This window comes from Turicibacter sp. HGF1, assembly GCF_000191865.1.
Lineage (GTDB): Bacteria > Bacillota_I > Bacilli_A > MOL361 > Turicibacteraceae > Turicibacter > Turicibacter sanguinis.
Genome location: NZ_AEXQ01000042.1, coordinates 1 through 26,830 on the forward strand (window position 1 = coordinate 1; position 26,830 = coordinate 26,830).

Below are 26,830 nucleotides of genomic sequence, written 5' to 3' on the forward strand. Positions count from 1 at the left end.
ATTTAATTAGATGATAGGGGTGATAGACAAAAAATTAATAATCATTCAAATTATTATCAATATATAAGATTTTTTGAATGTTGTCATGGGTTAGTAGAGATTTTTAATTTTATTGAATATTTTTTTGTCCTTTTCATTTAAAAAATTTCACAAAGCGATTTTCTGGAAAAAAGTTTATGATATAATGTAAGGGTATGTATGAACTGAGGTGTAAATGATGAAAATCAAGGAAGGGAGTATCGTACGAGGAAAAGTTACAGGTATCCAGCCTTATGGAGCGTTCGTTCAATTGAGTGAAGATTGTAATGGTTTAATTCATATCTCGGAGTTGTCGGACGGATATGTTAAAGATATTCGTGATTTTGTTCATATTGGGGAATTTATTGATGTAAAAGTTCTTAAATTTAATTCTGAATCTTTACAAGCACGATTAAGTTTAAGAGGTGTTGCTAATAATAATTACCGGTATAATCGTATGAAGGCATCTGACTTTGAGACATCAAATGGATTTGCACCACTAGCACAACAATTACCCATTTGGATTCGAGATTCACTCGAGAAAATTGCAAGGGTTAACAAGGAGGATTAGCACAATGGGAAAATTCTTATCATTTAACTATGAAAATGCATCTTCATTCGTTGCATCACATGAATTAGAATATGCAAAAGAATTAGTACAAGTATTACACAATCGTATTCATGAACAAACAGGTGCAGGAAATGATTTTTTAGGATGGGTTGACTTACCTGAAAATTATGATAAAGATGAGTTTGCTCGTATTCAACAAGCAGCAGCTAAAATTCAATCTGATTCAGATGTTTTATTAGTTATCGGAATCGGTGGATCTTACCTTGGAGCGCGCGCTGCAATTGAAGCATTAAACAACCATTTCTATAATTTACAAAATAAAGAAGAACGTAAAGCTCCACAAATCATTTTTGTTGGACATCATATTTCTTCAACGTATGTTCAAGAGTTAGTGGATTACTTACAAGATAAAACTTTCTCAATTAATGTTATTTCTAAATCTGGTACAACAACTGAACCTGCTATCGCTTTCCGCGTATTTAAAAAATTATTAATTGAAAAAGTTGGACGTGAAGAAGCAAATAAGCGTATTTACGCAACAACTGATGCAGCTAAAGGTGCTTTAAAAACTTTAGCGACGAGCGAAGGATATGAGTCATTCATCGTTCCAGATAATGTTGGTGGACGTTTCTCAGTTTTAACAGCTGTAGGTTTATTACCAATTGCTGTAAGTGGTGTTAACATTGAAGAAATGATGCGTGGAGCAAATGATGCGCGTGTTGAATATGCTAATCCAAATTTAGCTGAAAATGAAGCATATCAATATGCTGTTATTCGTAATGCATTATACTCAAAAGGTAAAACAATTGAGATGTTAATTAACTATGAACCATCATTATTATACTTCAATGAATGGTGGAAACAATTATTCGGAGAATCTGAAGGTAAAGATCAAAAAGGTATTTTCCCTGCTGCAGCGTCATTCTCAACAGATTTACATTCAATGGGACAATATATTCAAGAAGGACGTCGCGATATCTTTGAAACAGTTATCAATGTTGCTAAGCCGAAATTTGAAGTAACACTTGAAGCTGAAGAAACAGATTTAGATGGATTAAACTATTTATCAGGAAAAACAATCGACTTCGTTAATAAAAAAGCATTCCAAGGAACATTATTAGCTCATGTTGATGGTGGAGTTCCAAATTTAATTGTTGATGTTCCTGAATTATCAGCATATAGTTTTGGATACTTAGTTTACTTCTTTGAAAAAGCTTGTGCAATGAGTGGATATATCTTAGGTGTTAATCCATTTGATCAACCAGGAGTAGAAGCGTACAAGAAAAATATGTTTGCTTTACTCGGAAAACCAGGTAACGAAGAATTAAAAGCTCAGTTAGAAGCTCGTTTAAAATAAGGTAATACCAATGTTTATAGGACTTTCTCAACTTTTTGAGGAAGTCTTTTTTTTGTATCATATTTTGTGTTGATGAGGGTGGTAAAAGTTGATTTGCGACCATTTTGCGACCATTTTTTATTTTTGGTCGCAAATTTAAATGTTTAGGTTAGATTCAAATTTTGCAATGGCCTCTGCTTCCGTTTTTTGTGTCACGTGACTATAGACATTTAAAGTGGTACTAATGTCACTGTGACCCAGTCGTTCTTGAATGACTTTAATATTCACATCGGATTCAAGGAGCAGGGTGGCGTGAGTGTGACGTAGATTATGGAATTTAATTGGGATATTGAGTCGTTTACTAATCCGATTGATTTGTGTTGAGAAACGCTTGGGATTGATCGGGGTTCCATCTTCATTTGAACAAACAAAATCATGTTCTGTATAGTAATACTCAGCGTAAAGTTGTTTATTTTGATTTTGTTTGTCTTGCCACTGTTGTAGTTCAGTTATTAATTTTTGGGTCATCAAGATGGTTCTGATACTCGATTTAGTTTTGGTTTGAGCTAAAGAAACCCCTTCACCATCTTTTGCTAATAGGGATTTATTAAAAGTTATTTTACGGGTTTCAAAATGAATGTCGTCCCATGTCAGAGCTAAAATTTCACCACGTCTAGCACCCGTATGTAATGAGATGATGAATGGAATGTAGTAACGCGTGTTAGAGATATCATCCAGTATAATCTTTAAGTGTTCGGTGGTGATAATTTCTAAATTTTTTTCAACTTTAGAGTAGTGTAGTTCTAACTGGTGCATGGGATTGAATAAAATTAAGCCTTGTTTTATGGCTAATTTAAAGGTTCCGTTTAAGATGTTTCGAATGGCATTGATATAACTATCTGATAATGCTTTTTGCTTAGTCGTAAAAAAGGTTTGTAAGGTATCCGCTTTAATATTGTTTAATTTTAAGAATCCTATTTCTGGATTAATGTGTAATCTGATGGCTCTTCTATACAAATCAAGCGTATTGTATCGTAACTTTATTTCAGCTACATTTTCCATCCAATAGTTGATGTATTCTTCAATGGTATAAGTCGTAGCGGCTTGAACCAGTCCTTGTTTTTCAAAAATGACAAGCGCCTCACGTAAGGCATGTTGCGCGTCTTTTTTGGTTTTAAATCCTCCTTTTTCTTTTTTCTTATAAGTTCCATCCTGCTTATACTTATAGTAATAACTCCAAGTTGATCCGCGCTTATAAACAGAACCTTTCACAATGATCAAATCCTTTCGTCATGATTTGTTTTATCCGTTTTAATGCAAATTTGGGTGTCACGTTGAAGTTTTTAGATAGGTCGTCAACTAAAGTATCAGAAGATAAGTCCGCCACGGCTAGTAAGTGTTGTGGGATAGCTAGAAGGAGGGTGAGATGATCGACTTTTGTTTTGAATGCTTCAACATGGTGTAAGTGTGTTGAGGTGGTGTCGTAGATGAGGTACTGCGCGAGGAGATGAAAGAAGTCTTCTCGTTGTGTTTGTTTATCTAAACGGTTGTCTAAGATGAATAATTGCATCGCATGATTGAGATAGATTTTAGAGTGCTGGTTATCGAAATGAAGATTAAAATTTAAGGCATCACTGATATAAAACATATTTAAACAGGCTAACTTGTCTACCCCAATAGACAGGTAAAAATCGTTAATCATTCTCTCTGTATTTTTCATTTAATCCCCCATGATTATTTTTTTTTAGTAGACCTCTATAAAATAATAAAGAGCTTATAGGAGGCAAGACGTTCTAATAAAGTGATATAGTTTCAAGGTTTCTCCTCCAATTTTTGAATTTTAAACAAAACAGTAAGCGTTTACTTTTGGTATAAAAAATTTAACCCTTTAAAAGGGAAATTTTTATTTCTTTTGGTTTTTTACCAGTTCGACAAGGGTTTTTAGTTTTTCAAAGTCTTCTTCATCAAAGTCGCTTATGTCTTTGAATAGGACAACTGCGTCGTCTCCAAATGTATCTTTAATTTTATTGACGGTATTAACTAGGTGATTTTCAGGAACGGCAGGTGAAGATTCACCAACTAGATACTCTAAAGAAACATTGAATAGGTTCGATAGCTCTTTAAGTGTTTGGATATCAGGTATACGTCGTCCATGTTCCCAGTTATTAATGGTTTGTTTAGATAAATTCATCTTATTAGCTAATTCGACTTGAGTCCAACCGTGTTTATTGCGTTCAACGCGGATTTTTGAACCGATTCCGTTCATAATGCACCTCCTAGATTATGACTAATTATACACTATATGAATACTTTTTGGCGGAAAGTATTCATATAGTGTATTTTTTTGGAGTTAAATGTTGACAGTATTCGAAATGTGTACTATTATAACGAATAAGTAGTATTCATAAGGAATACTGGAGAAACGGGGGGAGTAATGTTGAAACATAATATGCTCAAAAATGTTCGTAAGAGTAAGGGCCTAACGCAAGATAGAGTAGCCCGGGAATTGAATATTTCTCTTTCACACTATAAGAGCATGGAGAATGGTATTCGGAATGTAACACTAATGAATGCTCGTAAGTTATCATTGTTGTTTGAAAAAAACATAGAGGATATTTTTTTTGAATAACAGTACACGTAACGAATACATGCGAACACAATATTAATAGTTTTGTTAAATTCTCATTTTATATACGTCTCTAAAAATGAAAATTTAAAAGAAGGGGGAAGAGTGATGGAATCTAAAAAATTAAGTGGGACACGAGAAGTTATACAAGTTATTCATGATCAAGACATTTTAGGTAAACCGTTTAAAATTTATGGAACAGCAAAGAAGCCCATGTTTTTAGCAAAAGATGTAGCGGAGTGGATTGCGTATGATACCAGTTCTTTAAATAAGATGTTAAAGAATGTAGAAGATGAGGAGAAGGTGAACGGAATTATCTTCCGAGAAGGTCAACATCGTGAGATGTGGTTTTTAACAGAAGATGGAGTATATGAAGTTCTCATGCAATCACGAAAACCGATCGCTAAGGCGTTCAAAAAAAAGGTGAAAGAAATTTTAAAAGAGATTCGTCAGCATGGCATGTATGCACGGGATGAACTTTTAGATAATCCAGATTTACTCATTCAGGTTGCGAGCAAATTAAAAGAAGAACGTGAAATGAGGAAGCAACTTGAAATAAAGATACAGGCACAAGCACCCAAGGTCTTATTTGCAGATGCCCTCACAATCAGTCAGTCATCTATTTTAGTGGGAGAGCTTGCTAAGTTAATTCATCAGAATGGGATTTCAATCGGTCAAAACCGTCTGTTTACCTGGTTGCGGGATCATGGGTACTTGATTAAGAAGCGGGGGAATGATTACAATATGCCAACGCAACGTGCCATGAATTTAGGGTTGTTTGAAATCAAAGAGGGAACGCGGATTCATTCAGATGGTCACGTTAGTATCACCAAGACGTCTAAGGTGACGGGGAAGGGACAAGTCTATTTTATTAATAAATTTTTAGAAAATAAGCTAGTTAAAGGGGGGTTATAAGATGGCAAAAGTAGAAGTAGCAGTGAAAGATAAAAAATTAATTACATTAGATGAAGCCGCAGCGTTATTAAATACGTCTGTTCCAACGGTACGTAAGTTAGCGAATGTGGGATTAATTCCATTTTTAAGATTAGGAACGGGGATTCGAATTAAAATGATTGATTTAGATGGATTTTGTGAAGGCTTAACTTATAAAAAATTTGATTTGGATACATTAGAAATTATTGATCTTTTACCAACAGATATTAGCGCATAAGAAATTCAAGGGGAGAATGGGATGACGTTTATTTGGTTTAGGGTGGTGATTCGAGTGATGATGGTAATGGGGGGAGCTTATGCTTTATTTCATTTACTGATGACGGTGGTGGGGGCAAACTTGATAGGAAGTAAGACGTTAAGTTTAAGTCTATCTGAATTAGAGAAATTGAGGTGTGATATTGAGGGGGCTGTTAGTGATTATGTGAATGGGTATGTTGAAGGGAACGGGTATAGTTTCCCTTTATCACTCTATCGTTTAAATGAAGCCTTTGGGGAGGTTATATGTGATGATTTTTTAATGGAATACATGGAGCATCAGGTAGAGATAGATGAGCGTGTTGATTCGTTCCAGGTCATTGAGGGGCAACTTGTTTTAGAGGTGAATGCGATGGTGCTAAAAGAAAGATATGCAAAAAAAGTATTGGAGTGGGAATGTGAGGGACAGTGGGATCGCATTGACTATTACAGTCGTTTGGAAAGAAGCCAAGGCGTGAGAAAGCCTTAAAATAGTTAATAAAAGAGAGGGGGAGCTTCCCTTTAACGAACTTGTATAAGGTATTAACAAGTCGTTTATTGTAATGATTTGTTGAATTTCTAATCAATGGGTGGGGAGATTGTGTTGAAGCATAAGGTGTTTGATCAGTACGATTATGAAAGTTTTTATGATAAACGATTCGATGAGTTAAGTGGGGAATTTCTAGATCAGGTGGTGAAGCCAGCAAAAGGGATTGCTTACACAACTGCTATGATTCAAGCAGGGAATCAGTTAGAAATCGAAATCTATCCTTCTTTTAAACAGGTCATCCCAGAGATGATTAAAAGATTTAATGGGAAGAAAGGGAATAGAACGACTGAGAGTCAAAAGAATTTGAATGACCGTAATGCGAAGAAAAAGTTGATTCGGTTAGTTCATGAGAATTTTTATAGTGGGGATTATTGGTGCACCTTAACGTTTAAAGAAGAACCCGAAGATTTAGAAAGGGCTGAAAAGTTAAGTCAAAATTTTTTTAGACGGATCAATCGATTGAGAAAGAAAAAGGGGCTTGAGAATGCAAAGTATGTTTATGTGATTGAGGAAGGAACGTTTGGGACCGAGCGATTTCATTTACATCTCATCATAGATAACGGATTGAGTAAAGACGAGATAGAAGAAAAGTGGGGATTGGGGGCTACCACGCTTCGGACACTTAATTATTACAAAGAAGAAAATTTTATTGGGGTTTGCAAGTATATGATGAAAGATGAAGAGACGTATAAGCGAACGGCTTTTAGGTTAAAGGGGAAACGTCGATGGGGAAGCAGTAAGGGAAATTTAAAGGTTCCAAAAGCATCGAAGAACCGTACTAAAATGAGTAAGAAAAAAGTCATGGAAATGGTGTTACATCAAGATGGGATAGGGGAGAAGTTAGAACGAGAATATTTCAATCATCAATTTAAAGAAGTGGAAATCAGATACAACGATTGGAACGGATTGTTTTATATTTATGCACGGATGCAAAGTAAAAAGCCGAGAAGGCGGTTATCCGAACGTAGAAGTCGAACCTAGCAGTCAAAATTTACGGAGAAAATTTTGTGATGCTAAGAGAATTGATGGGTTCCCTAGCACACGTAGCAACGCTCGTGTATTTTCTCAATTGCTAGGGTAATAAGTGGATGCCGTACGAGGCTAGATTGAGACGAATGAGAGTGAGGAAATGAAAACATGAAATTTAATTCATTTGATTTAGAAGTGTTGGCGGAAACACAACGGATACTTGAATTATTAGTTGATAATGAATTAATTGCAATCGAGCAGAGGAATCGAGCCACCTTTTGTGCGAAGTATTGCCACCAATTACAGCGACGAGTGAAGCAACAGGTGATAAATGAACAATCGTAATTTCATCTTTATCTTGTAGCGGGATGTAAAAATGAGAACTCAGGGGGAGTTAGGGTGACTTTAGAAGAGTATCTTCGGTGTAACCAGATGAAACTATCCACGTTTGCTAATCAATATCAGCTTAATTATCATCGACTTTTTCGTGTGACACAGGGAACTGTTACACGAGATAAGGCCATTAAACAGGTATTTGAACAGTTAAATATTATGAATTGTAGCGGGACAAAAGAGGGTGAACCTAATACGTCGTTTATGACACAGGAACGGGTGTGTATTAGTTGTGAGCGTGCGGGGGAAATTTATTGCTACTATTCTCATCAGTTGCGAGAACTTGAGGAGTATTTATTGCAGCAAGGTATCCCCTATTATGTGAGGAAAGTAAAGGATTATTGGATGATTAAGTATGATAAGGAGGCAGAGAGGTGATTAATAACATTGTGTTAGTGGGGCGAACCACACGAAATATTGAGTTAAAAGAAAATAGAAATCGGACTCATTATGTGCAATTTACCTTAGCGGTGAATCGTCCTTATAAAGATGAACAGGGTAGCCAACAAACAGATTTTATTCATTGTATAGCGTGGAATAAAACGGCCGAAACAGTGTCTAAGTATGTTTCGAAGGGGAATCTGATTGGGGTTGAAGGGCGATTACAGGTACGAAGTTATGAGAATGGGTCCCCTGCGCTAAGTAGCGAAGCTCTTAGCCATCCTCAATCGGTAGGGAAAAAAGCGGGTGTCCGTCAATATCTATCAGAAGTCGTAGTCAATCGATTAACCTTTTTAGAGTCTAAAAAAAGTAGTGCTAGTCCTGAACCCGTAGAGCCTTTTAATCATCAAGGCTATTCTTCCATAGAAAGTCACGCTAATCCATTTGATTCCAATTTCTCTAATCCACCAATGCAGTCACCTAAATCAAACTACGATAAACCTTTTGAGACTGCGACAACATTAGCTGGAGGGTTAAAGACAATGAATCAAACTGACGTAAGTTCTATTTCGGTGAGTGACGATGATTTACCTTTTTAAATCAGCCCTTTTTGATTACAAATGGCAGATTAATGAGAGGATGGCATGGATGCTCAGTAGAGAGATTGTTTTGAAGAGATAGAGCTATACGTGTATAGCGATTTGAGACCTCGGTAAATGTTTGAACGGTTTAACGCTTATCGTTGCCGGTACGGAATTTGATTTAGGTTAGGTGGCAAACTCCCCGAGTTTGCAAGGAGATTTAGAGTTCTTGTGATGTGCGATACACATACAGGGAGATACGGGAGAAGTGGGGATGTTTTTGAGTTGGAGCCTCACTGGGATGAAAGTGTAAATGGACGTATACTGGTAGTGTAACCCTCATAAATGTTACACGATACCACACTCACGTTAGGTTTTAACAAATGAGAGATAGAGCGTTAGGTCATGTGTGGAGAACCTAACGTTCAACTGTTTTTGGCCATTCACATGAATGGCTTTTTTTATAAGCAAGTATGAAAGGGGAAGGAAAGATGGAAGACAAATTAAGAGGAAGACACGATAAGGCTCATCATGCAAGAGAGGAGTTGCCGGATGAAGTTAAAAATCTTTATGAGGCGATTGCCTGGCATTTAGAAGGGGCGGGAATTTTAAGTAATTTGGATATCGATTTAATTGAAATGACTGCCTATTCGATTTATCGAATGCGACAAGCGAGGGAAGCACTGGATAAAGAAGGACTCTTGATTAAAGATGGAGAAAAGTTCGTTAAAAACCCTGCGACAAACATTGAAAAAGACTATCAGAAAATGTTTTGGCAAGGCTGTGCGCAGTTAGGTCTTAGTCCAGTTAGTCGCGCTAAACTGAGTAAATAATCGTTGAATCAGAAGGGAGGGAGAGGATAATGATTGGAACAAAGGTATTAGAGATCTTTTCACATGAAATCGTGATTCCAGTAGAGGGAATAACCCTTATCGTATTTCTCATGATTTCCGATATTCTCAGTGGAATATTTAAAGCGATCGCAACCAAGCGGGGCATCAATTCAATGGTGGGAACAAACGGATTGATTAGAAAAGCAGGGGTGTTACTGGCATTATTAGTTTTTATCGTGGTGGATTCTCTAGTTGAACTCAATTTAGTCAGTATCATTCCAAAAGAAATGTTAGAAGTATTCCAACTAGACCAAGTTCGGATTGGACTAAGTTCTATTATGTTATGTTTTTTTGGACTGTTTGAATTAAGTAGCTTATTTGAGAATTTAGGAGAAGTCGGAGTCCCATTACCGCAGTTTATAACAAAGTTTATTGAACGATTAAAAGTAACCTTAGAGGGGGAAGAATAATGTATATATTTAAACAACAGTTAGTAGCTAAAGAAAAATATCCGATTAAATGCCCATATTTCATGAAGGCAGCGTATGTTACGGTACACGATACAGGGAATTGTGGTCCGGCTGTAAACGAAATCAAATATATGATTACCAATAATCATCAAGTATCCTTTCATATCGCAGTCGATGAAGCTGAAGTGATTCAAGGTCTACCTTTGGAGCGTAATAGTTGGGCTTGTGGCGATGGAGCAAATGGAATAGGAAATCGTCAAAGTATTAACGTGGAGATTTGTCGTCCCACTCATGTGAATCAATCTTTATACAGGAGAGCAGAGGAGAACGCGGTTTATGTAGTAGCGAGGTTACTGTATGAGAATCAGTTATCGATTGAAAAACTAAAAAAACATCAGGACTGGTCGGGAAAAACATGTCCTAATGTTTTAATAAAAGAAGAGGGTTGGAATCGTTTTAAAGAGCGTGTCGATACGGTCTTGAAGGCGATTCATAATGGGGAGTGTTCTGCTGAATTAAGTAGCGGGACAACAGATGTTACGATCTCTCATTCACCGTATTCAATGGGAGATAAGGTTAAAGTCCTTGCATCAGCTAAAAACTATGTTACCGGAGAGAAAATAAAAGAGTTTGTTAAAGGACCAATCTATGAGGTTATGCGAATCCATGATAATAAGTTATTGTTATCCGACATTATTTCCTGGGTATATAGTCATGATGTCAAAAAGGTGAGTGTGGATCATAATGAAACGGCTGCAACAGATAATCCGTTTTTAGCTGAGATTATTTGTGATCAATTACACATCAGACATAATCCCGATTTTAATTCCGTTGTTGTTGGAGCTGTCAAACGTGGGGAGGTGTATACCATTATCGAAGAAGAAAATGGACTGGGTAAGTTAAAATCGGGAGCTGGGTATATCAGTATGAATGAGAATTGTGTTAGGAGAAAGTTAGGTTGATTTATTAAAAGGAAAATATAGATACCCATATGGTTTAGGAGTGGAAATATGACAATATAATTACCCTAAAATATGTTATAGTTTCTTTATGTAAATTTAGCTATTTAAGGGAGAAGGATATAGGAATGGGAGTTTTAAGTAGAATTTTCTTTAAAAAAGATACTGATCGGAATAATAGCGTTGCAATATCTACTAATGACGTACAGTCTAATTTTAATGCATTAAAAGTACATCCAGATTTGAAGAATTTATTATGGATTGCAGATGGGCCAAAAAAGAATTATATTCCAAAAGATAGCGATCAAAGTATTGAGTATAAAGGTATTTGCATAAAATTTTCGTCATTCTCATCACAAGAGCCAAGCTTAATATCAATCAAACTTCCTATTAAAAAAGTAAATAATCCACAAGATATTCAAAGACCATCATATTTTCCTACATATGCGGGATTAACGAAAGAGCAACGAGGAGTATATTGGAACCTACTAGAAAATCCATATAGTGGTGAATTTAATATTGGGTATGTATTTATTTTATATTACGGTCTTGAACGACATCTTCTTGAAGGTGATTTTGATAGTGCATTTCGTGTAATTTTGAAACTTCGAGATGTGTATGATAATGCTTCTTTCCAAAGTTATTCTGCCTGTGCACTTATTATAACTTGCTTAATTAGACAGAGAGAAGATTTAATAGTTGAATTTTATCAATCTCTGGATAAAAAATATGAGCTAAATTTTTCGGATAATTTATATTTACTTTGTAAGATGGGACTCCAATCTCCATTAACAGCGCTCGATATAATAAGAATGGCTAAAACATTTGAATTTAACAATCAGAATTATATTAAGAAATATCCTGATTTATTTCTAAAAAATATGATTGAGACCATGCAAAATAATCTAGGAGCAGAAGAGTTAGATATTAGTAAGTATATGGGAGACTATGTATGGAGGGATTTACCTAAACAGTCACTTCCTATTTTTTCTAATATCTCTATTCGTGATAAGTCTATCGATATTCCATTAATTTCAGAAAACTTTAATTTGAAAAAGGTTATTTATGATTTGTTGGAACAGACACATAAGAAAGTAAAAACAGAGTTAGCACAACTAAGAAAAGAAGGTGTAATTCCAACTGAAAAAAGAGCTAATCCTACTAAAGGAATTGAAGTATTATCGTTTGATCATATACAAGAAAAGGAACTGCTCAATCAGTATAAAAAATCATGTTCTAATGCAATGGATAAGCATTTTGCATTAATTGCATTACAAGATTTTTATTATAAATACCGTAAACTTGATAGCAAGTATCTTCAAATTTGTATAGATTATTGCAATGAAGATATTAATTTACTGCCACAAGTTCAATCTCAGTATGTTCGAGATGAAAAAGAAAATATAAATAAACTTTCATCTATATACAGTAAAAAAGAAATTGCAGAGCAAATTTCAGAAATAGGTACATTCAATGGAAACATTCCAGCTTTCAAAAGGTTAGCTATTATATTTGAGAAAAATAAAGAATATCTAAAAGCAATAGTGGTGTGTAATCAGGCTATAACTTATTATGAAGGCATTACAATGTATGATGCAGTGGCTGAATTTGAGGAACGTAAGAAAAAATTACAGAGTAAATTAACTAAAATATCAAAGTAGGATCATCATGACAAATGGAGTTCTAAAAGAAAAATAAGTCTTAAAAAAGTGTATTAGATACTTAGCAAGATTAGAAATTATCAAGGATAATCCCGCTACAAGAACCAATCAAATTCCAATACAACCAATCAAGAAAAGGCTAATCATGCTTACGCATCATTAGCCTTTTCTTATTCTATTTTCCAGTCTAAAACAAAGGTCATCACTAAACATTCAATCCACTCATAGCCCCCCCTATTCCATACGGTGTTGGCTGTGTCTTGATGTTTAGTTGTTGATTAAGAAAGATAACATCTAGTAGCGGGAGAGTAGGGGTGGATACGAAGTGGCATTCCTAGTACCGAGTATCGAAACAAGTCCCAACTGTTGCGTGCAACGATTGCGACTTTGGTCTGTAACAGCCTCTAAAAATAAGAAAATCCAAACGGTATAAATACGGTTTGAAGATTCATTTCTGATGTGACTATCAGATAAGATGATAATAATGTAAAAATGTTACTATGTGGAAGAAGAATTATTTCCAGTAGCAGGATTAGGTATATGATAGTGGATATTTCCAGATAATAAATAAAAATGCAGTCTGTTTTAGACTGCATTTTTTAGATATATTCATTATTTTTCACAAGCCCAACCATCTTTATCGCGGTCATGTTTTGACTCATAAGCTGGATGTCCTTGTGGAACCCCATCTGGATAAACTTCCCTTAATAAAGTACAGTTTTTGTAGGATTCTTTAGGAGCGGTTGATTCTTGATTGTAGATTCCATTTGGATTGTCATCTTTATATTGGATAGAAGTTGAGCTTTCATTAGTCGATTGACTTTGAGGTGAAGATGTAGTTGATGAGGTGTTGCTTGAGGAACTACCTGATGAGCTATTTGATGTGCTACTTGAACTTTCAGGTTGCTTACCAGCTTGATAACTTCCTGGTTGTTTATCCACTGAGACACCGTCTTCACTTAAGGTTACGATAATGGTTCCTTGCTCATCCGTTCGATAAACAGGGATTCCTAAGTTTTTAAAACGGTCCATGACTTCGGCATCCGGGTGACCATATTGATTATTGGCTCCTGCCATGATGACAACATGTTCGGGGGTAATGCGATTTAATAAAGAAGCTGTATTACTTGTACTTGAACCATGATGACCCGCTTTAAATAAATCAACATCCCCAATAGTTGTGAGTGTCGCTTCGACTTGGCTTTCAGCATCCCCTGTAAATAAAGCCTTTTTTGAACCGCTTTGAAGCAGAGTCACTAATGAATTGTTATTCTCATTAGAATTTCCACCTTTGGTATTGTAGAACGTTAGAGTGGCATTTCCCAGAGGCATGACCGTTCCTTCTAATGGGACACTAGGCGTTAATCCTTTGTTTGCTAACGCATTAATAAAATCACGGTAGACTTGTGTATCAGCATCGCCATTTGAAACGAGTGTTGTTCCCACTTCAAAATCATTAATCACGGTATCAGCGGCTCCGAAGTGATCGGCATGGAAATGAGTAATAATTAAATATTCTAATCGAGTAACCCCTTGAGTTTTAAGATAAGATTTAACTGTTGCATCATCATCACGATCGCCAGCATCGATTAAAGCAAATTGCCCATTATTTTCAATCAGGATAGCATCTGAGTGACCGGTATCAATAAAGTGTACCGTTGTTTCAGTTGAAAGTTGTTCAACCACTGTCGTTTCTGTTTGTTCCTCTTGGGCGACTGATTCCTCTGAAATATCGTCTTTAATCGTTGGAGTAACTTCAACCAACTGTAAGTTATAATCTAATGATGAATCAGTAAATAACGTTGATTTTTCTAATTGACCTTTAAGGGTGTAACGGACGTTACTATCGTCTAATTCTTGACGGTTGAGTGTGAAATTTGAATCGTCGATGGTGTATTTATTATAATCCTGATAGTTATAGGTTTTTAATTCAGACACTAATGTATTAAAGTCGTCGCCAGAAATGGAAGGACTTAAAGCAGACATTAATTGTCTGAATGTTTCAATTAAAGCTCCATCATTATTTTCTTGTGATTCGTGTTCTAATTCAATGAACAGATTTTTCTCTGTATCACTAACTAAGACCGTTAAATCATTTAAATCAAACGATATTTTACTATCGTGAGTTTGATCTGAAAGAGTCTCTTTGGTGAATCCAATCCCATATTTATTATTTAACTCTGTTAATAATTGATTAATTGTTTCATTTTGATGAAGTAAAGCAGTGGTTGAATCATCTTCAATTTGTCCGCTAGCTGTCTCTGTTATCTCATTACCTGGAGATGTTTCTGAGGTATCTGATACTACGGTATCTACGATAAAGAAGGCTGCTATCGCAATAACAAAGGCCCCAAGCGATGATAAGCCAAATTGCTTTTTTTTATCACGTTTAATTAACGCTAAAATTAAAAAAACAACGGCCGCAATCATTGCGATAAATGGACTTAACATAAATAAAAACATTCCCGCAATGATGATAAGAGGAACTCCGAAAAAGAAAAACAGACAACCTAGAATGACTTTTTGTTTCTGACTTAAATTTCCCCAATAATTTGAAAAATTTTTAAACACTTTAAACATCCTTTCTCCCTATTTTTTTCGAGATGGATTATATCATAAATCTATAATTTTTTTAATTATCAGGAATTTTTATGTAAAGTTTAAGCGATAGATTTTATAAATTAAAGTTGGAAAAAGGTATGTGCTTCTTTATCAGTCCTGTCATCTTATTAACCATCAGCATCCCGCTACAAGCCTTAATCTAATTCCACGTCTCGCATTAATTCTACGTCAAAATGGATAGGCTAATCATGCTCATGCATCATTAGCCTTTTCTGATCTGATTTTTCATCCCATAACAGGGAGGTCACTAAACATTCAATCCACTCTCGCGGACAAGCATCCTGACGTCTTGCTTTGTCCGCGTGTCTTGATGTTTAGTTGCTTTTATTAAGAAGGAAGTCGTAAAGTAGCGGGAGAGTGGGTTCCTTATAGGAAATGGTAGTCCTAGTACCAGGTATTCAAAGAAGTCCCAACTGTTGCGAGCAACGATTGGGACTTCTTTGTGTAACAGGCTCTAAAATAAGAAAACCCAAACGACATGCTCTGCATGCGGTTTGGGTATCCATTACTGATGAGGGTATCAGAAAAGATATTTCAGTCTAGAAAGCAGTTGCATCAGATATAGGGGAGAACTTGGAATAATCACATGCGTCCCGCTACGAGACATAATCTTACTCCACATCCAACTCTAACTTTACGTCAAAATGGATAGGCTAATCATGCTCACGCATCATTAGCCTTTTCTTATTCGATTTTTCATACTTAAACTCCGAAATTCACTAAACATTCAATCCACTAATAGCCACACCTATTCCATACGGTGTAGGCTGTGTCTTGATGTTTAGTTGTTGATTAAGAAAAAGACCACTTAGTAGCGGGAGAGAGGGATTGGTATACAAAGTGGCAGTCCTAGTACCGTGTATCGAACAAAGTCCCAACTGTTGCGCGCAACGATTGGGACTTTGTTCTGTAACAGCCTCTAAAATAAGAAAACCCAAACGACAGGCTCTGCCTGCGGTTTGGGTATCCATTCTTGTTGATGACATCAGGTTATAGTTAATTATCATAATGTTTATAATATCTACTTTTCACTTGCAATATACACAGAAAAAAGATTATAGTCAAGAAAGTAAGTATATTCAATTAAAATCCAATGTTTGACTAAACATTGGATTCCTATTATAAGATTTGATCTAATTCCACATTCACTAAATATTACAATATTATTTAGTTATTATTGTTTTCTTTTAATTTTAAAATCCTGTCACCCTCAGTTAATTCTGCACTCTATTGGGCTATGAAAAAACACCCTTAATATTAGATTTTAAAATCGAACATTTGGGGTGTACTATATGATGGTCAGTTTTTTTGTGAAAAAAACAGAAATTTGTTCAAAATGGTCAATAAAATGATAAAAAAACATATATTGAATTATCGTTAAAATTTTCTTAGTTTTGAATTAGTATTATAAGCTACAGGGGTATTTATGTAATTTATTAATTACTTATTTGAAAATGAAAGGAGGATTTTTTATGAGAGTACGATTAATTAATAATCTTAATATGTTGAAAGAAGTTAAGGTTGGATTCTCTTGGACTATTTTATTTTTTGGTTTTTTTGTCCCATTGTTTCGTCAAGATTGGATTTGGGGAGTTTCAATGTTTTTTGTATCAGTAGCTCTTATGGTTCTCAAGGTTTATTATTTAAATCCAATTTTTTATTTAATTATGGCTATTATATACAATAAATTATACATTGAAAATTTACTATCAGAGGGTTGGAGACCAGCAAGTGAGAATGATGAAAGAATTTTAGTGATGAAAGGTATTTCATTAATTCAATAAAAAAATGAAAGGGAGAATTTACAATGGAAACTGAATTTTATAGTGAAGATTTAGCTAAAAACACTGGTGGAACTGATGTAGGAGAAGATTCTGAGGTTAATAAGAAAACAACTTTAAAACTGTGTAATAATTTAGATGAAGAAAAAAATTCCTCTGATTATGTACAGAAATTTGAATTTCAAAGACATAAAAGTTTAGGTCGGATGACAATGTCAACTATATATTCAACAGTTGAAATTAATAATGAAAAAATGAAGTTAAGTCAAGAAAAAATATTATTTTACTTCTATAAGAAAAAATTTCAATGGGATATTAATAGGGAGGATATTAAATTCATAAATGTAAAAAAAACAATAGATATGAGTGATCTGTTATTTTGTGTTATTTTTACTCTATTGGGATTTAAAGAAATAATATTTTTTATTCCAGCATTATTGCTATTATGGCTAGGAATCGGATATAAAATTGAAATATGGGATATTCATGAAAATAAATTAGTAATTCCAGATGAAATAAAACAAAATTGTATAGAATTTAAAAATATAGTTGAGGGCATTCATGAGAAACACATAAGTTAGACTGTAATTTTTATTTAAGTTTATAGTGATTATAGTACTATTTCAGCTAGCTATTTATGTTTCTCTGATTTTTTAAGAAGAGATTAGGAAAATATGAATTTTTTATTATTCTTTATACATTTTTCGTCATAAACATAAAAACTATTTTTACAAATGGCTCTGTCAGATAACAAGTGTTGAAATTCTATCTTAATGGACTTGGATTATTAATTTTTTAAATTTAAAGTTTCCATTAATTACATGTAACCGTTAGTTTATTATTAAAACATTGTATAACAGAGCTTTTAAAAATGATTTTGTTTTAGATAAGTGTTGATATTAAAGTAATTTTTACGTTAATCATTAACTTTCGATAAAATTAATTAAACTTAAGATTGATTTCATCAAGATTTAGAATCATCAACACCAGTTTAAAACAGCTCTTAAAAATTATAAATGGAGATATAAAAAAATGAAAAAATTATCAATAATAGGCTTATTATCTACAATGTGTTTACTGGTATTCATTAATATTATCCCTATGGAAAATGAACTAGGAAAATCATATCAATTATGTAAAGCTGAATATTATGACATTATTATTAAAGTAAACAGAAATGAAATGACTAAATCAGAAGCATATGAATATTTAAGTTTAATAGGTATACCTAGTGAGTTTTTAAAACCATTTGAATAAAGAATTATTCATTGTTAAAAGTTAATATTTTTCTAAACTATAGTCAATCTTAATTATTTCAGGGAGGGATTTTGTTTTGAAAAAGATAATTCAAATTATTTACTGTTTCAGCAGTATTATATTTTTATTGTTTTTATCAGCGTGTGAAATAAATTATCCAGATGATATTCAGCGTGCAATTGATAATGTTGAAACATCAATTGATCAAAAATATGATATGGATAATATGGATTCAACAGCAGCAGGAATGCAGGTACTGTTGGGTGGTTTTACAGATAGAGAAGTCATTTATATAATTGTAGATCAAATCCGTGATGAGGGTGCGGATGTTGGATTTAGTATAGAAGACAATTTAATCGTAACTTTTTTAGCTCAAGGTGTTAGTAAGGATGAGGCTGTGTCAGCATCTATAGCACTTTCGCTTATGGCAACAATGATGGGAAATGAGGAGTTAAATATAGTTGTTATTTGTGAGGAGTACGGAGGGTATTATTATAATATGGAATGGAATGAATTCTAAGTCTTTTGAATAGGCTCGACACTAGAAGTGGTTCTTGAAAAATTATTCAAGTCAAATTAATAAATTTTGAAAGCATATATATTAATAGTTATAACAAGCCCCCCTTAATAAACCTTAATAATTCTACGTCATAATGGATAGGCTAATCATGCTCACGCATCATTAGCCTTTTCTGATCTGATTTTTCATCCCTAAAATAAAGAAGTCACTAAACATTCAATCCACTTTCACGGACACGCATTCTGACGTCTTGCTTTGTCCGAGTGTCTTGATGTGTAGTTGCTTTGGTTAAGAAGGAAGCCGTAAAGTAGCGGGAGAGTGGGTTTGGATACGAAGTGGCATTCCTAGTACCAGGTATTCAAAGAAGTCCCAACTGTTGCGCGCAACGATTGGGACTTCTTTGTGTAACAGGCTCTAAAATAAGAAAACCCAAACGACATGCTTTGCATGCGGTTTGGGTATCCATGATCAGATAAAGTTTAAAGTATCAGGTCAGATGCTAATCACATAAAAAAGGTTGCAGTTTGGAAAGCAGGTGCATCAGATAGAGGGTAAATATTTAACTAATCATAAGAATCCCGCTACAAGCCTTAATCAAACTCCACATCCATTTCTAACCTCACGTCAAAATGGAGAGGCTAATCATGCTGACGCATCATTAGCCTTCTCTTATCTGATTTTTCACCCCAAAACAAAGAAAACACTAATCAGTCAATCTCCTTTAGCAACACCTTCTAACGTGCGGTGAGAGCTAGGGGCTTGATGCTTAGTGGCTGTTTAAGTAGAAGGCCACAAAGTAGCGGGAGAGTGAGGATGGGATACAAGGTATCAGTTCTAGTACTTAGTAATTAAAATCCCTCAACTGTTGCTTGCAACGATTGGGGGATTTTATTATATATCGAATAAATAAAAGTCTGTAAATCATAAATTAGTAATATTCTTTAATGGTCACTTACTGAACTATTGAAAGGATTTAACTCTTGCTTGTTTTAATTGTCATGCTATGAACATGGAATAAAATCCGTAATCGCTTTAACAGATCTAGCATATACTTAAATAATTTTGATTAGAAATATGGATATGATACATTTATCAAAGGAGAATGAATTCAAATGAGTGATGAAAAATTAATGGAAATAAAACAAATATTAATTGATTGGTGTAAAAAACGGATGGAATATAATCAATACATTAATTTTAATCTTAAACACTGTGTAGGTAAAACACATATCAAGTTTACAACTGATAAAATCGATTATATGCTACCTCCAACAAATGATTATCAGGGAGAATGGAACAATGGTCATTATATTTTTTATGAGATAAATAATAGACCGAATAAGGTATATATTTATCTAGTTATAGGTATTAAAGATATGCCTAATGAGCATAAAGATTTTATTGATTTCTTACTCCACTCAATGATGGATTCAGTAAAGGTTCAAAAAACATATTGTATTAAAAAATTTAATATTTACAAATATACAGACGAAACAAATATTTTCTTAATAAAAGATGAGATAGAAAAGCGATTAAATCATGTTTTTGAAACCGAGATAATAGAGTATGAGAAAGAAATTGAAAAATTATGGACTCTCTTTTGGAATAATAAGAAAAGTATAGATAAGTTAGAAAGAAATAAATTAGATAGATTAATTACTGCAGAAGAATATAATGAAGAATTAGAAGCTAATCTAAAGAATATCGGTAATTTAAGTGATAAGGAAATAAACGCTCGAATCTTGAAAGGTGATATACCGGAGCGTATAACTATTGTGAGTAAGATATATAAGAGAAATCCTGCTGTAGTCATAGCTACGCTAAGAAGAGCTAATGGTTATTGTGAAAAGTGTGGTTGTACAGCCCCTTTTAATAGAAAATCTGATAATCCTCCCTATTTAGAAGTTCATCATAACATACCTTTATCAAATGGTGGTTTAGATGATCTAGAAAATACGATTGCAGTATGTCCTAATTGCTATAGGGAATTTCATTTTGGTTTTTAGTTGAATATCTTAACCACACCTTACAATTACTAATGATGTGATTTAAATACTATAGTGTACTATCTATCATTGAAATTAGGTATTTATTGTAATGATTCTTAGCTAAATAATCATTAGTTATTCTGATACGAACTTTAATACAACCCACCATCAAAAAAACTAAACAACAATTATACCTCATGCCTGAACCTTTTGGTTGGGCAAGTGAATGAATTGCAGTTTAGTTTTTTGTTGAATAAAATCAGTTTATAGTAGCAAGATCATTAATATAATTTGTTTATTAATAAAAATCATAATTATTTTGGGTTATTCGACTCTTTCATACTCTCCTGCTGCTATATCCATCACATAAAGATCGCCAGTCTCATACTCCATGAAATACCAACCAATTGTTGTAACATAATCTGGATTATCTTCATACACCTGTATACTCCATCCAGTCATTCCATTTATGAAGGAATCTTCTTCAACTTTAAATCCCACTTTGGCTCCAAGATTTATAACCTCTCGAATATTAGATAGTTGACTAATTTGATTAATTGCATATTCCTCATTTATGATGTATTCATCAGTAACAGCTAGTGTTTGTTCATTCATTAGGTTTAATAAAATTTGATCACAATCATTAATTAATTGTGCGCCCTGTTCAATTTGTTCTGTAGAGGCATATGGATTTTCTGCTAAATCTCTTTTGTAATCTCCCGTAATGTATTGTTGTATTGTTTCAATACATTGCGTATACTTTTCTTCGTTAAAGAGGTTTTGTGCAACTATTAGGTAATATTCGATTTTTCCTTTTTCACAATCAGCTACTAACTGTTTTGCTTGTTGAATATGTGCTTCGGTTGCTAATTCATTAACTTTGATGGTATCTGTTCCTAAAATATGAACTTTTAAATACATGATACAGTCATCGAATTGTTCATTTTCTAATAAAGACTGTGCCTCGGATAAATAATTTTCAATTTCTTCATGAATTGTTAAATGATTCTCAATTATTTCTTTTAAGTGCTCGATATCTTCTTTTACGGCATAATTAACATAATTAGAATTTATATCTTCAATAATTTTTAGAGTTTCTTCTAATTGTCCATTTTCATACATTTCTTTAGCAGATTCATAATCTGATAATATAGAATATAAAGTTATTGCCTCCTCATGGTCACTATCATCCTCTAAGACTAACTCTAGTAATAAAATAGATTTTTCATATTGTCCATCTTCTTCTAATGTTTTAGCCTTCTCAAATGTTTCATTTACACTATTTATTTGACATCCTGTCAACCCTAAAGTTAGAATCAAAATGATTCCTATTTTACAAGCTCTCATATTCTCCTCCTATATGATTAATATTATTCTTTAGAAAAAAACACCTTTAGATTTGTCCAGATAGTTGATAAGGTTGGCAATTTAAAAATAAATAAAATTCCTCTACATAAACTAGCGAACGTTTCTAACACTAAATAAACTGGATAAACTAAAACACCAATACACAATAAAATCATATAGGCAATAACTTTACTAATAAATTCGACAGCTAACATGGATCTCATCTCCCGGATAAATAAGTAATATATTATTTTATATGCATCATGGCATGATTTGGTTATCAATCGACTTGTTATAAAAAAAAAAGTCTGTAAATTATCGTTCAGTAGTGACAGGTAAATGGTAGGTGATAACGTGTGAGTGACGTCTTCTATTTAACAATATCTCTGGCTAAGTCAACGTTTAATATAGAGAAGTAAATAAGAAAACCAAAATGTCATGTTTGCGTGTTATTTTAGCCTCAATGGGCATATCTGAATTACTAGGATTGATAAAAAGAAATGAAAAACACAGCACTGTATAGACCTTTTGGCTTGAATATAAACCAGAATCGAAGTAATCATAACTATCCCGCTACAAGAAGAATACTTTCTTCAACTCTAACTGTTAAAATCTAATCAAAAAAATGGTCTTGTTACTTGCCTTGACTACTAGCGTAGTGGGGCAGTCTCAAGGCCATTTTTGGATACAGTTATATTTATATGGAGTATTTTTCAAGGTAGCGGGATTTAATTTGAGGCGTCATGGGTTGAAAGTGTAAAGGGTGTTATAATTTAGTTGAGGTTAGCGCTAGCTTCAAAAATATAAAAGTTCCGGGGGGAATAATTGATGAAGGAAAACTTAATTAACCGTAAACTAATGATTTATTTTACAGCAGGTGTCGATGATGATGGGAATATCATTAATAAGACTAAAACGTTTAATACGATTCGTCTAGATAGTGAAGAATCAGATCTTGCCATCTTTGCTGATAAATACAGAGTGCTTTCTAATCACATGTATAAAAAAACAGTCGCAGCAGACTATTTTGAAATCTCATTAGCCGATACACTTTAATCTTTAGTCATAAAAAAGAAATTTAGGGGGAATTTTAGATGATTACAAAATCACTTATTTTAACATGTAAATTCAAAGATAGTTTAGGAAAAGCAAGATCAATTAATATTGATACGCCAAACGAAAATATTACAACAGATGAAATCAATGCTTTTATGCAAGCCGCAATTGAGACGAATGTCTTATTAGTTGATGATAATCAGCCTGAAGTGACACTGGCAACCATTGAAGGTGCTGAAATTGTCAACAAAATAGTTGAGAAACTGGATTTAGCAGAGTAGGGAAAAAGCTCTTATCGCAAGGATAAGAGCTTTTTTTTATTGGAAAATTACAAAGCCATTGATTTATTAAATATAAAGTTATAAGAGTTCAATTTGATAGTTATGATATGCGACCATTTTGCGACCATAACTACAATTATTAATGTGAATTTCAGTTTATTACTAATTATTGATTGATAGCATGTTTAACTTAAGAATGTGGTGAAATCAATGCTTTTCGCTACTTTCAGTTATGACTAATGATTAAGAGTAATGAAAATGAGTATACAAGAAAAATATGTTTGCTTTACTCGGAAAACCAGGTAACGAAGAATTAAAAGCTCAGTTAGAAGCTCGTTTAAAATAATCAAACTTTCAAACTTAGGGGTCATGTTATCCCTAAGTTTTTTTTGTCTTTATAAGCTCCTATAAGTAGAAAGTTTTATTGGATTACCTCATAAGTGATGCAAAGCCACTAATTCGCAAATGAAAGGCGTACGCAGAAATTTTTTATAGTCACTCTAGATATTGAAGTGATGAAATAACCAAAATTGGGATTTAGTAGCTAGGTTAGTAATGGTTTTGATATAATGTAAAACGTCTGTTTATAAATTATAAGAAAAAACCATATTATAAATAAAAGCGTAAAATGAGGATGAATAAGTTAGGTTTTCAAATGTTGAATTCTAATTCAAACATTGTTATAATTCCAACAATAGCGTATTTTGTCGATTTTTTTAGAGAAGGGAGAGATATACATGGTAGATCCAACAACATTAACAAAAGATGAGTTAATTTCGAATTTATGGTTAACTGATGAAATTATGAGCGAAATAGAGATTATCAAAGATGAAATCGAGAAAAAAAGGGTTTCACTTGAATCCACTATCCAATCAACAGAACAAGAATATTTGAAAACTGTTAAAGAAAACTATACGAAAAGTGAATTATATCAAGCACATCAAACCTATGATGATTTAATTGATCGTATGAAACATTTAAAAGGGATTGTAATTTTGATTGATTTAATTATTTGCATCTTGTTGGGATATTTATTTATTATGCAAGATGTAAAATTAATGTACGTCATGTTATTTTGGATTACTGTTCCTATACTGGTGTACCTAATTTATGATCAAATTATCAAATATTATTTGAAAGCCAAAAAACCAAAACCATTATCGACTTTAGATGAGGTTATAGCGGAAGTTAAAACGAGTACGGAATATCTTCACATTTCTGATTCATTAATCGCAAAACATATCAAACAAGAAATGAAACAGTTAGAACTAAAAATCCAACAACTTGAAGTTGTATTAGATGAAAAAACAGTTCTTCCAGACATTTATAGAGTGCGTGCGAAAGACGTTGTTTGGTATCTAGAAAATCAGAGAGCGGATAATTTAAAAGAAGCGTTAGCTGCTTTAGTAGATTCAGATCATCGTGAACAAGTGAAGCAAATGATAGAACAACAAAATCATGAGATTGAAAAATTAAATGAAGTGACTGAAAAGTTAATAAAAGATAATCAAAAGTTAAAGCAACAAGTAGAACAACAATATCAACAAATTATTGAACTATCAAATCGTAAAAAATAGAAGCTATAAAACAGTGATACAAACGACATTATTTATGTGAATAATACCGTTTGTATCATTTTTTTATTATTGATCATTGTATGTAAAATATCTGAACATTTAGAGAAAATTTAAAATAGGAATTGAGAAGGTGACCTTTCCAAATAAGCAGATATCTATGAGTGAAATTTATTTTGAAACTTTGAGGTTTTAAGTAATTCGTACACCTATTTTTCATAGTTTATTTTTAAACATCATCATTTTGAAAACTGAAAAGAGAATTATCTTTAAAGGGACGTAATCTAAATTAGCTTATTTCTTTTTATATAAAGATTATAAAATAATATAACGTTTGTTATCCAGATTAGAACAGAACGTATTTTTATTTTAGGCATAAGATAATAATAGATTATGGTATCTTCTTAAGCATAGGAGGGATAGAAAGTATGAGGGAGTATTTTCAGTCAATTAAGAAGCGAGATCCAGCGGCAAGAAACATTTTGCAAATTATTTTGACTTATCCGGGTGTTCATGCAGTTTTTTGGTATCGAATTGCTCATTTCATATATACGCATCACTTTAAATTAGTAGCGGAATGGATTATGTTTTGTGTAAGATGTACGATAAACATTGAGATTCATCCAGCTGCAATAATTGGAAAAAGATTGTTTATTGATCATGGAACGGGCGTGGTAATTGGAGCTACAAGTATAATTGGAAATGACGTGACAATGTATCATGGAGTAACATTAGGAGGAGTCGGACGAGGAGGGATTAATGGGAAAAGGCATCCAACGGTTGAAGATGGTGTAACAATTGGGGCAGGTGCTAAAATTTTAGGTGATATTACATTAGGAGAAGGATGTATTATAGGAGCGAATGCTGTTGTGTTAAAAGATGTACCACCTTATTCGACTTCAGTTGGAATTCCGAGTGTTATCAAAAAATAGGAATAAACAGCTAAATTTGATTTTTGTATTATATTTTAAAAAAAGTCCTCATAGAATTTTAAAAAAATAATAAAGGTGATGAGGATGAAGAAAAGTATTTTACTAATGCTCTTTATACTAGTTTTATTTCTAAGTTTTATTCCAGTCATAATGGGGAAGTATAATAGTGGTATTGATGGAGGAAGTGAAGGGAAACTAACCATTATTTTGGATGCGGGACATGGTGGGAAAGATGGAGGAGCATTGTCTGCTAGCGGTATAGTTGAAAAAGAAATTGTACTATCTGTTACAAAAAAGGTCGAAGACTATTTGAAATTGCAAGGATTTAATGTTATTCTAACCAGAGATGGAGATTATGATTTGGCTGCTACCGATGCTAAGAAGCGTAAGCAACAAGATTTGAATAAAAGAGTTCAAATTATGAATGAAAATTCAAATGCCATTGCTATTTCAATTCATGCTAATGCCATTACAAATAGTAAGTGGACTGGGGCTCAAACCTTTTATGATCCGAAAAAGGTTGAAAATAAAAAATTGGCAACTGCCATTATGATGAGTATGAAGTCTAATTTAGAAGGAACAACGACTCGTGAACCAAAATCAATTTCGAGTTTATTTATTTTAAAAAATTCAAATATTCCTACTGCATTAGTAGAGATTGGGTTCCTTTCTAATCCTGAAGAGGCGGATTTGCTGAATACTGAAAGTTATCAAGATCAAATTGCCTATTCCATTTATGAAGGAATATTATATTATATTGATAATCCTAATATGATTATTGAGTAGTGAATAGATTTATTAAAGATTTGGTTAAACCAAGTCTTTTTTTATTTGTAATAGAATAAATAAAAAAAAAACAAAAATGTATTTGACATGTTTCGACAGATATGTTAATATTAAGAAGTCGTCAGGGATGACAACTTGAAATCGAAAGAA

At 33.3% G+C, this 26,830-nt stretch carries 30 protein-coding genes; 24 read left to right on the forward strand and 6 right to left on the reverse strand.

From position 1 onward, the window contains the following. The first annotated feature begins 217 nt into the window (after positions 1–217). Positions 218–589 carry a CvfD/Ygs/GSP13 family RNA-binding post-transcriptional regulator gene (locus tag HMPREF9402_RS04065; RefSeq protein ID WP_006784148.1) on the forward strand — a complete coding sequence of 124 codons (372 nt, stop codon included), beginning with the start codon at positions 218–220 and terminating at the stop codon, positions 587–589. A 4-nt stretch (positions 590–593) separates the two neighbouring features. After that, positions 594–1,946 (forward strand): glucose-6-phosphate isomerase, encoded by a 1,353-nt coding sequence (locus HMPREF9402_RS04070; protein WP_006784149.1) that lies wholly within the window; start codon positions 594–596, stop codon positions 1,944–1,946. Positions 1,947–2,081: 135 nt separating this feature from the next. Here HMPREF9402_RS04070 and HMPREF9402_RS04075 read toward each other — a convergent pair whose 3' ends face one another. From HMPREF9402_RS04075 to HMPREF9402_RS13940, 3 genes are all read right to left on the reverse strand, one after another. Next, positions 2,082–3,197: a site-specific integrase gene (locus tag HMPREF9402_RS04075; RefSeq protein WP_009606605.1), complete on the reverse strand. Its 1,116-nt coding sequence runs from the start codon at positions 3,195–3,197 to the stop codon at positions 2,082–2,084. Beyond that, on the reverse strand, positions 3,178–3,645 hold the full coding sequence (locus HMPREF9402_RS04080) for a hypothetical protein (protein WP_009606596.1): 468 nt from the start codon (positions 3,643–3,645) through the stop codon (positions 3,178–3,180). The genes HMPREF9402_RS04075 and HMPREF9402_RS04080 overlap by 20 nt, the downstream gene beginning before the upstream one ends. 183 nt (positions 3,646–3,828) lie before the next feature. After that, positions 3,829–4,191, reverse strand: coding sequence for a helix-turn-helix domain-containing protein (locus tag HMPREF9402_RS13940; RefSeq protein ID WP_009606610.1), 363 nt, complete (start codon positions 4,189–4,191; stop codon positions 3,829–3,831). 171 nt (positions 4,192–4,362) lie between these two features. Here HMPREF9402_RS13940 and HMPREF9402_RS04090 point away from each other — a divergent pair, with 171 nt between their 5' ends. The 12 genes from HMPREF9402_RS04090 to HMPREF9402_RS04140 all read left to right on the forward strand — a co-directional run bounded on the left by HMPREF9402_RS04090 (position 4,363) and on the right by HMPREF9402_RS04140 (position 12,536). Continuing rightward, complete coding sequence (locus HMPREF9402_RS04090; RefSeq protein WP_202944064.1) at positions 4,363–4,554, forward strand: helix-turn-helix transcriptional regulator; 192 nt, start codon at positions 4,363–4,365, stop codon at positions 4,552–4,554. Positions 4,555–4,659: 105 nt separating this feature from the next. Continuing rightward, positions 4,660–5,466 carry a phage antirepressor Ant gene (locus HMPREF9402_RS04095; protein ID WP_009606592.1) on the forward strand — a complete coding sequence of 269 codons (807 nt, stop codon included), beginning with the start codon at positions 4,660–4,662 and terminating at the stop codon, positions 5,464–5,466. Between the two features lies 1 nt (position 5,467). Beyond that, entirely contained in the window at positions 5,468–5,722 is a 255-nt protein-coding gene (locus HMPREF9402_RS04100) for an excisionase family DNA-binding protein (RefSeq protein ID WP_009606614.1), read from the forward strand. Between the two features lie 21 nt (positions 5,723–5,743). Then, positions 5,744–6,229, forward strand: a complete 486-nt coding sequence (locus tag HMPREF9402_RS04105) for a hypothetical protein (protein ID WP_009606580.1) — start codon at positions 5,744–5,746, stop codon at positions 6,227–6,229. A gap of 111 nt (positions 6,230–6,340) precedes the next feature. Continuing rightward, entirely contained in the window at positions 6,341–7,270 is a 930-nt protein-coding gene (locus tag HMPREF9402_RS04110) for a rolling circle replication-associated protein (RefSeq protein WP_009606579.1), read from the forward strand. A 156-nt stretch (positions 7,271–7,426) separates the two neighbouring features. Further along, positions 7,427–7,603 carry a hypothetical protein gene (locus HMPREF9402_RS14475; RefSeq protein ID WP_009606613.1) on the forward strand — a complete coding sequence of 59 codons (177 nt, stop codon included), beginning with the start codon at positions 7,427–7,429 and terminating at the stop codon, positions 7,601–7,603. Positions 7,604–7,657: 54 nt separating this feature from the next. Beyond that, complete coding sequence (locus HMPREF9402_RS04115) at positions 7,658–8,029, forward strand: hypothetical protein (RefSeq protein ID WP_009606586.1); 372 nt, start codon at positions 7,658–7,660, stop codon at positions 8,027–8,029. Beyond that, a complete protein-coding gene (locus HMPREF9402_RS13945) occupies positions 8,026–8,631 on the forward strand; it encodes a single-stranded DNA-binding protein (RefSeq protein WP_009606602.1) in 606 nt (201 codons plus the stop codon). The genes HMPREF9402_RS04115 and HMPREF9402_RS13945 overlap by 4 nt, the downstream gene beginning before the upstream one ends. Positions 8,632–9,104: 473 nt before the next feature. After that, the gene (locus tag HMPREF9402_RS04125) at positions 9,105–9,446 is read left to right on the forward strand and encodes a phage terminase small subunit P27 family (protein WP_009606600.1); all 342 of its coding nucleotides are present in this window, start codon (positions 9,105–9,107) and stop codon (positions 9,444–9,446) included. A gap of 29 nt (positions 9,447–9,475) precedes the next feature. Continuing rightward, positions 9,476–9,916, forward strand: coding sequence for a phage holin family protein (locus HMPREF9402_RS04130; RefSeq protein WP_039930806.1), 441 nt, complete (start codon positions 9,476–9,478; stop codon positions 9,914–9,916). After that, positions 9,916–10,878 (forward strand): peptidoglycan recognition protein family protein, encoded by a 963-nt coding sequence (locus tag HMPREF9402_RS13950; protein ID WP_009606609.1) that lies wholly within the window; start codon positions 9,916–9,918, stop codon positions 10,876–10,878. The genes HMPREF9402_RS04130 and HMPREF9402_RS13950 overlap by 1 nt, the downstream gene beginning before the upstream one ends. Positions 10,879–11,003: 125 nt before the next feature. Next, complete coding sequence (locus HMPREF9402_RS04140) at positions 11,004–12,536, forward strand: TerB N-terminal domain-containing protein (RefSeq protein ID WP_009606589.1); 1,533 nt, start codon at positions 11,004–11,006, stop codon at positions 12,534–12,536. Positions 12,537–13,148: 612 nt separating this feature from the next. Here HMPREF9402_RS04140 and HMPREF9402_RS14860 read toward each other — a convergent pair. Further along, entirely contained in the window at positions 13,149–15,107 is a 1,959-nt protein-coding gene (locus HMPREF9402_RS14860; RefSeq protein WP_175282053.1) for an MBL fold metallo-hydrolase, read from the reverse strand. A gap of 1,523 nt (positions 15,108–16,630) precedes the next feature. On the opposite strand from HMPREF9402_RS14860, the gene HMPREF9402_RS04155 reads away from it, so the two are divergent. From HMPREF9402_RS04155 to HMPREF9402_RS13960, 5 genes are all read left to right on the forward strand, one after another. Further along, positions 16,631–16,942: a hypothetical protein gene (locus tag HMPREF9402_RS04155; protein ID WP_009606594.1), complete on the forward strand. Its 312-nt coding sequence runs from the start codon at positions 16,631–16,633 to the stop codon at positions 16,940–16,942. 23 nt (positions 16,943–16,965) lie between these two features. Then, the gene (locus HMPREF9402_RS04160) at positions 16,966–17,520 is read left to right on the forward strand and encodes a hypothetical protein (RefSeq protein ID WP_009606581.1); all 555 of its coding nucleotides are present in this window, start codon (positions 16,966–16,968) and stop codon (positions 17,518–17,520) included. A gap of 451 nt (positions 17,521–17,971) precedes the next feature. Continuing rightward, the gene (locus HMPREF9402_RS04165; RefSeq protein ID WP_039930810.1) at positions 17,972–18,196 is read left to right on the forward strand and encodes a hypothetical protein; all 225 of its coding nucleotides are present in this window, start codon (positions 17,972–17,974) and stop codon (positions 18,194–18,196) included. 76 nt (positions 18,197–18,272) lie between these two features. After that, complete coding sequence (locus tag HMPREF9402_RS04170; protein ID WP_009606585.1) at positions 18,273–18,716, forward strand: hypothetical protein; 444 nt, start codon at positions 18,273–18,275, stop codon at positions 18,714–18,716. Between the two features lie 1,112 nt (positions 18,717–19,828). After that, positions 19,829–20,722, forward strand: coding sequence for an HNH endonuclease (locus HMPREF9402_RS13960; RefSeq protein ID WP_009606584.1), 894 nt, complete (start codon positions 19,829–19,831; stop codon positions 20,720–20,722). 306 nt (positions 20,723–21,028) lie between these two features. On the opposite strand, the gene HMPREF9402_RS04180 is transcribed toward HMPREF9402_RS13960, so the two are convergent. Together HMPREF9402_RS04180 and HMPREF9402_RS04185 are read right to left on the reverse strand one after the other, a co-directional pair. After that, positions 21,029–22,051 (reverse strand): hypothetical protein, encoded by a 1,023-nt coding sequence (locus tag HMPREF9402_RS04180; protein WP_009606611.1) that lies wholly within the window; start codon positions 22,049–22,051, stop codon positions 21,029–21,031. A 23-nt stretch (positions 22,052–22,074) separates the two neighbouring features. After that, positions 22,075–22,266 carry a hypothetical protein gene (locus HMPREF9402_RS04185; RefSeq protein WP_009606607.1) on the reverse strand — a complete coding sequence of 64 codons (192 nt, stop codon included), beginning with the start codon at positions 22,264–22,266 and terminating at the stop codon, positions 22,075–22,077. Between the two features lie 613 nt (positions 22,267–22,879). Here HMPREF9402_RS04185 and HMPREF9402_RS04190 point away from each other — a divergent pair. From HMPREF9402_RS04190 to HMPREF9402_RS04210, 5 genes are all read left to right on the forward strand, one after another. Continuing rightward, positions 22,880–23,107 (forward strand): DUF1659 domain-containing protein, encoded by a 228-nt coding sequence (locus tag HMPREF9402_RS04190; RefSeq protein WP_009606583.1) that lies wholly within the window; start codon positions 22,880–22,882, stop codon positions 23,105–23,107. A 38-nt stretch (positions 23,108–23,145) separates the two neighbouring features. After that, complete coding sequence (locus tag HMPREF9402_RS04195) at positions 23,146–23,388, forward strand: DUF2922 domain-containing protein (RefSeq protein WP_009606604.1); 243 nt, start codon at positions 23,146–23,148, stop codon at positions 23,386–23,388. A gap of 737 nt (positions 23,389–24,125) precedes the next feature. After that, entirely contained in the window at positions 24,126–24,965 is an 840-nt protein-coding gene (locus HMPREF9402_RS04200; protein WP_009606582.1) for a hypothetical protein, read from the forward strand. 425 nt (positions 24,966–25,390) lie between these two features. Further along, on the forward strand, positions 25,391–25,894 hold the full coding sequence (cysE, locus tag HMPREF9402_RS04205) for a serine O-acetyltransferase (RefSeq protein ID WP_009606588.1): 504 nt from the start codon (positions 25,391–25,393) through the stop codon (positions 25,892–25,894). 84 nt (positions 25,895–25,978) lie between these two features. Next, a complete protein-coding gene (locus HMPREF9402_RS04210) occupies positions 25,979–26,680 on the forward strand; it encodes an N-acetylmuramoyl-L-alanine amidase (RefSeq protein ID WP_009606587.1) in 702 nt (233 codons plus the stop codon). Positions 26,681–26,830: the final 150 nt, after the last annotated feature.

Bases quoted from the DNA above. Each gene is read 5' to 3' on its own strand.
- HMPREF9402_RS04065 (WP_006784148.1), top strand. From the start codon at position 218: ATGAAAATCAAGGAAGGGAGTATCGTACGAGGAAAAGTTACAGGTATC.
- HMPREF9402_RS04070 (WP_006784149.1), top strand. From the start codon at position 594: ATGGGAAAATTCTTATCATTTAACTATGAAAATGCATCTTCATTCGTT.
- HMPREF9402_RS04080 (WP_009606596.1), bottom strand. From the start codon at position 3,645: ATGAAAAATACAGAGAGAATGATTAACGATTTTTACCTGTCTATTGGG.
- HMPREF9402_RS13940 (WP_009606610.1), bottom strand. From the start codon at position 4,191: ATGAACGGAATCGGTTCAAAAATCCGCGTTGAACGCAATAAACACGGT.
- HMPREF9402_RS04095 (WP_009606592.1), top strand. From the start codon at position 4,660: ATGGAATCTAAAAAATTAAGTGGGACACGAGAAGTTATACAAGTTATT.
- HMPREF9402_RS04100 (WP_009606614.1), top strand. From the start codon at position 5,468: ATGGCAAAAGTAGAAGTAGCAGTGAAAGATAAAAAATTAATTACATTA.
- HMPREF9402_RS04105 (WP_009606580.1), top strand. From the start codon at position 5,744: ATGACGTTTATTTGGTTTAGGGTGGTGATTCGAGTGATGATGGTAATG.
- HMPREF9402_RS14475 (WP_009606613.1), top strand. From the start codon at position 7,427: ATGAAATTTAATTCATTTGATTTAGAAGTGTTGGCGGAAACACAACGG.
- HMPREF9402_RS04125 (WP_009606600.1), top strand. From the start codon at position 9,105: ATGGAAGACAAATTAAGAGGAAGACACGATAAGGCTCATCATGCAAGA.
- HMPREF9402_RS04130 (WP_039930806.1), top strand. From the start codon at position 9,476: ATGATTGGAACAAAGGTATTAGAGATCTTTTCACATGAAATCGTGATT.
- HMPREF9402_RS13950 (WP_009606609.1), top strand. From the start codon at position 9,916: ATGTATATATTTAAACAACAGTTAGTAGCTAAAGAAAAATATCCGATT.
- HMPREF9402_RS04140 (WP_009606589.1), top strand. From the start codon at position 11,004: ATGGGAGTTTTAAGTAGAATTTTCTTTAAAAAAGATACTGATCGGAAT.
- HMPREF9402_RS04155 (WP_009606594.1), top strand. From the start codon at position 16,631: ATGAGAGTACGATTAATTAATAATCTTAATATGTTGAAAGAAGTTAAG.
- HMPREF9402_RS04160 (WP_009606581.1), top strand. From the start codon at position 16,966: ATGGAAACTGAATTTTATAGTGAAGATTTAGCTAAAAACACTGGTGGA.
- HMPREF9402_RS04165 (WP_039930810.1), top strand. From the start codon at position 17,972: ATGAAAAAATTATCAATAATAGGCTTATTATCTACAATGTGTTTACTG.
- HMPREF9402_RS13960 (WP_009606584.1), top strand. From the start codon at position 19,829: ATGAGTGATGAAAAATTAATGGAAATAAAACAAATATTAATTGATTGG.
- HMPREF9402_RS04180 (WP_009606611.1), bottom strand. From the start codon at position 22,051: ATGAGAGCTTGTAAAATAGGAATCATTTTGATTCTAACTTTAGGGTTG.
- HMPREF9402_RS04185 (WP_009606607.1), bottom strand. From the start codon at position 22,266: ATGTTAGCTGTCGAATTTATTAGTAAAGTTATTGCCTATATGATTTTA.
- HMPREF9402_RS04190 (WP_009606583.1), top strand. From the start codon at position 22,880: ATGAAGGAAAACTTAATTAACCGTAAACTAATGATTTATTTTACAGCA.
- HMPREF9402_RS04195 (WP_009606604.1), top strand. From the start codon at position 23,146: ATGATTACAAAATCACTTATTTTAACATGTAAATTCAAAGATAGTTTA.
- HMPREF9402_RS04200 (WP_009606582.1), top strand. From the start codon at position 24,126: ATGGTAGATCCAACAACATTAACAAAAGATGAGTTAATTTCGAATTTA.
- cysE (WP_009606588.1), top strand. From the start codon at position 25,391: ATGAGGGAGTATTTTCAGTCAATTAAGAAGCGAGATCCAGCGGCAAGA.
- HMPREF9402_RS04210 (WP_009606587.1), top strand. From the start codon at position 25,979: ATGAAGAAAAGTATTTTACTAATGCTCTTTATACTAGTTTTATTTCTA.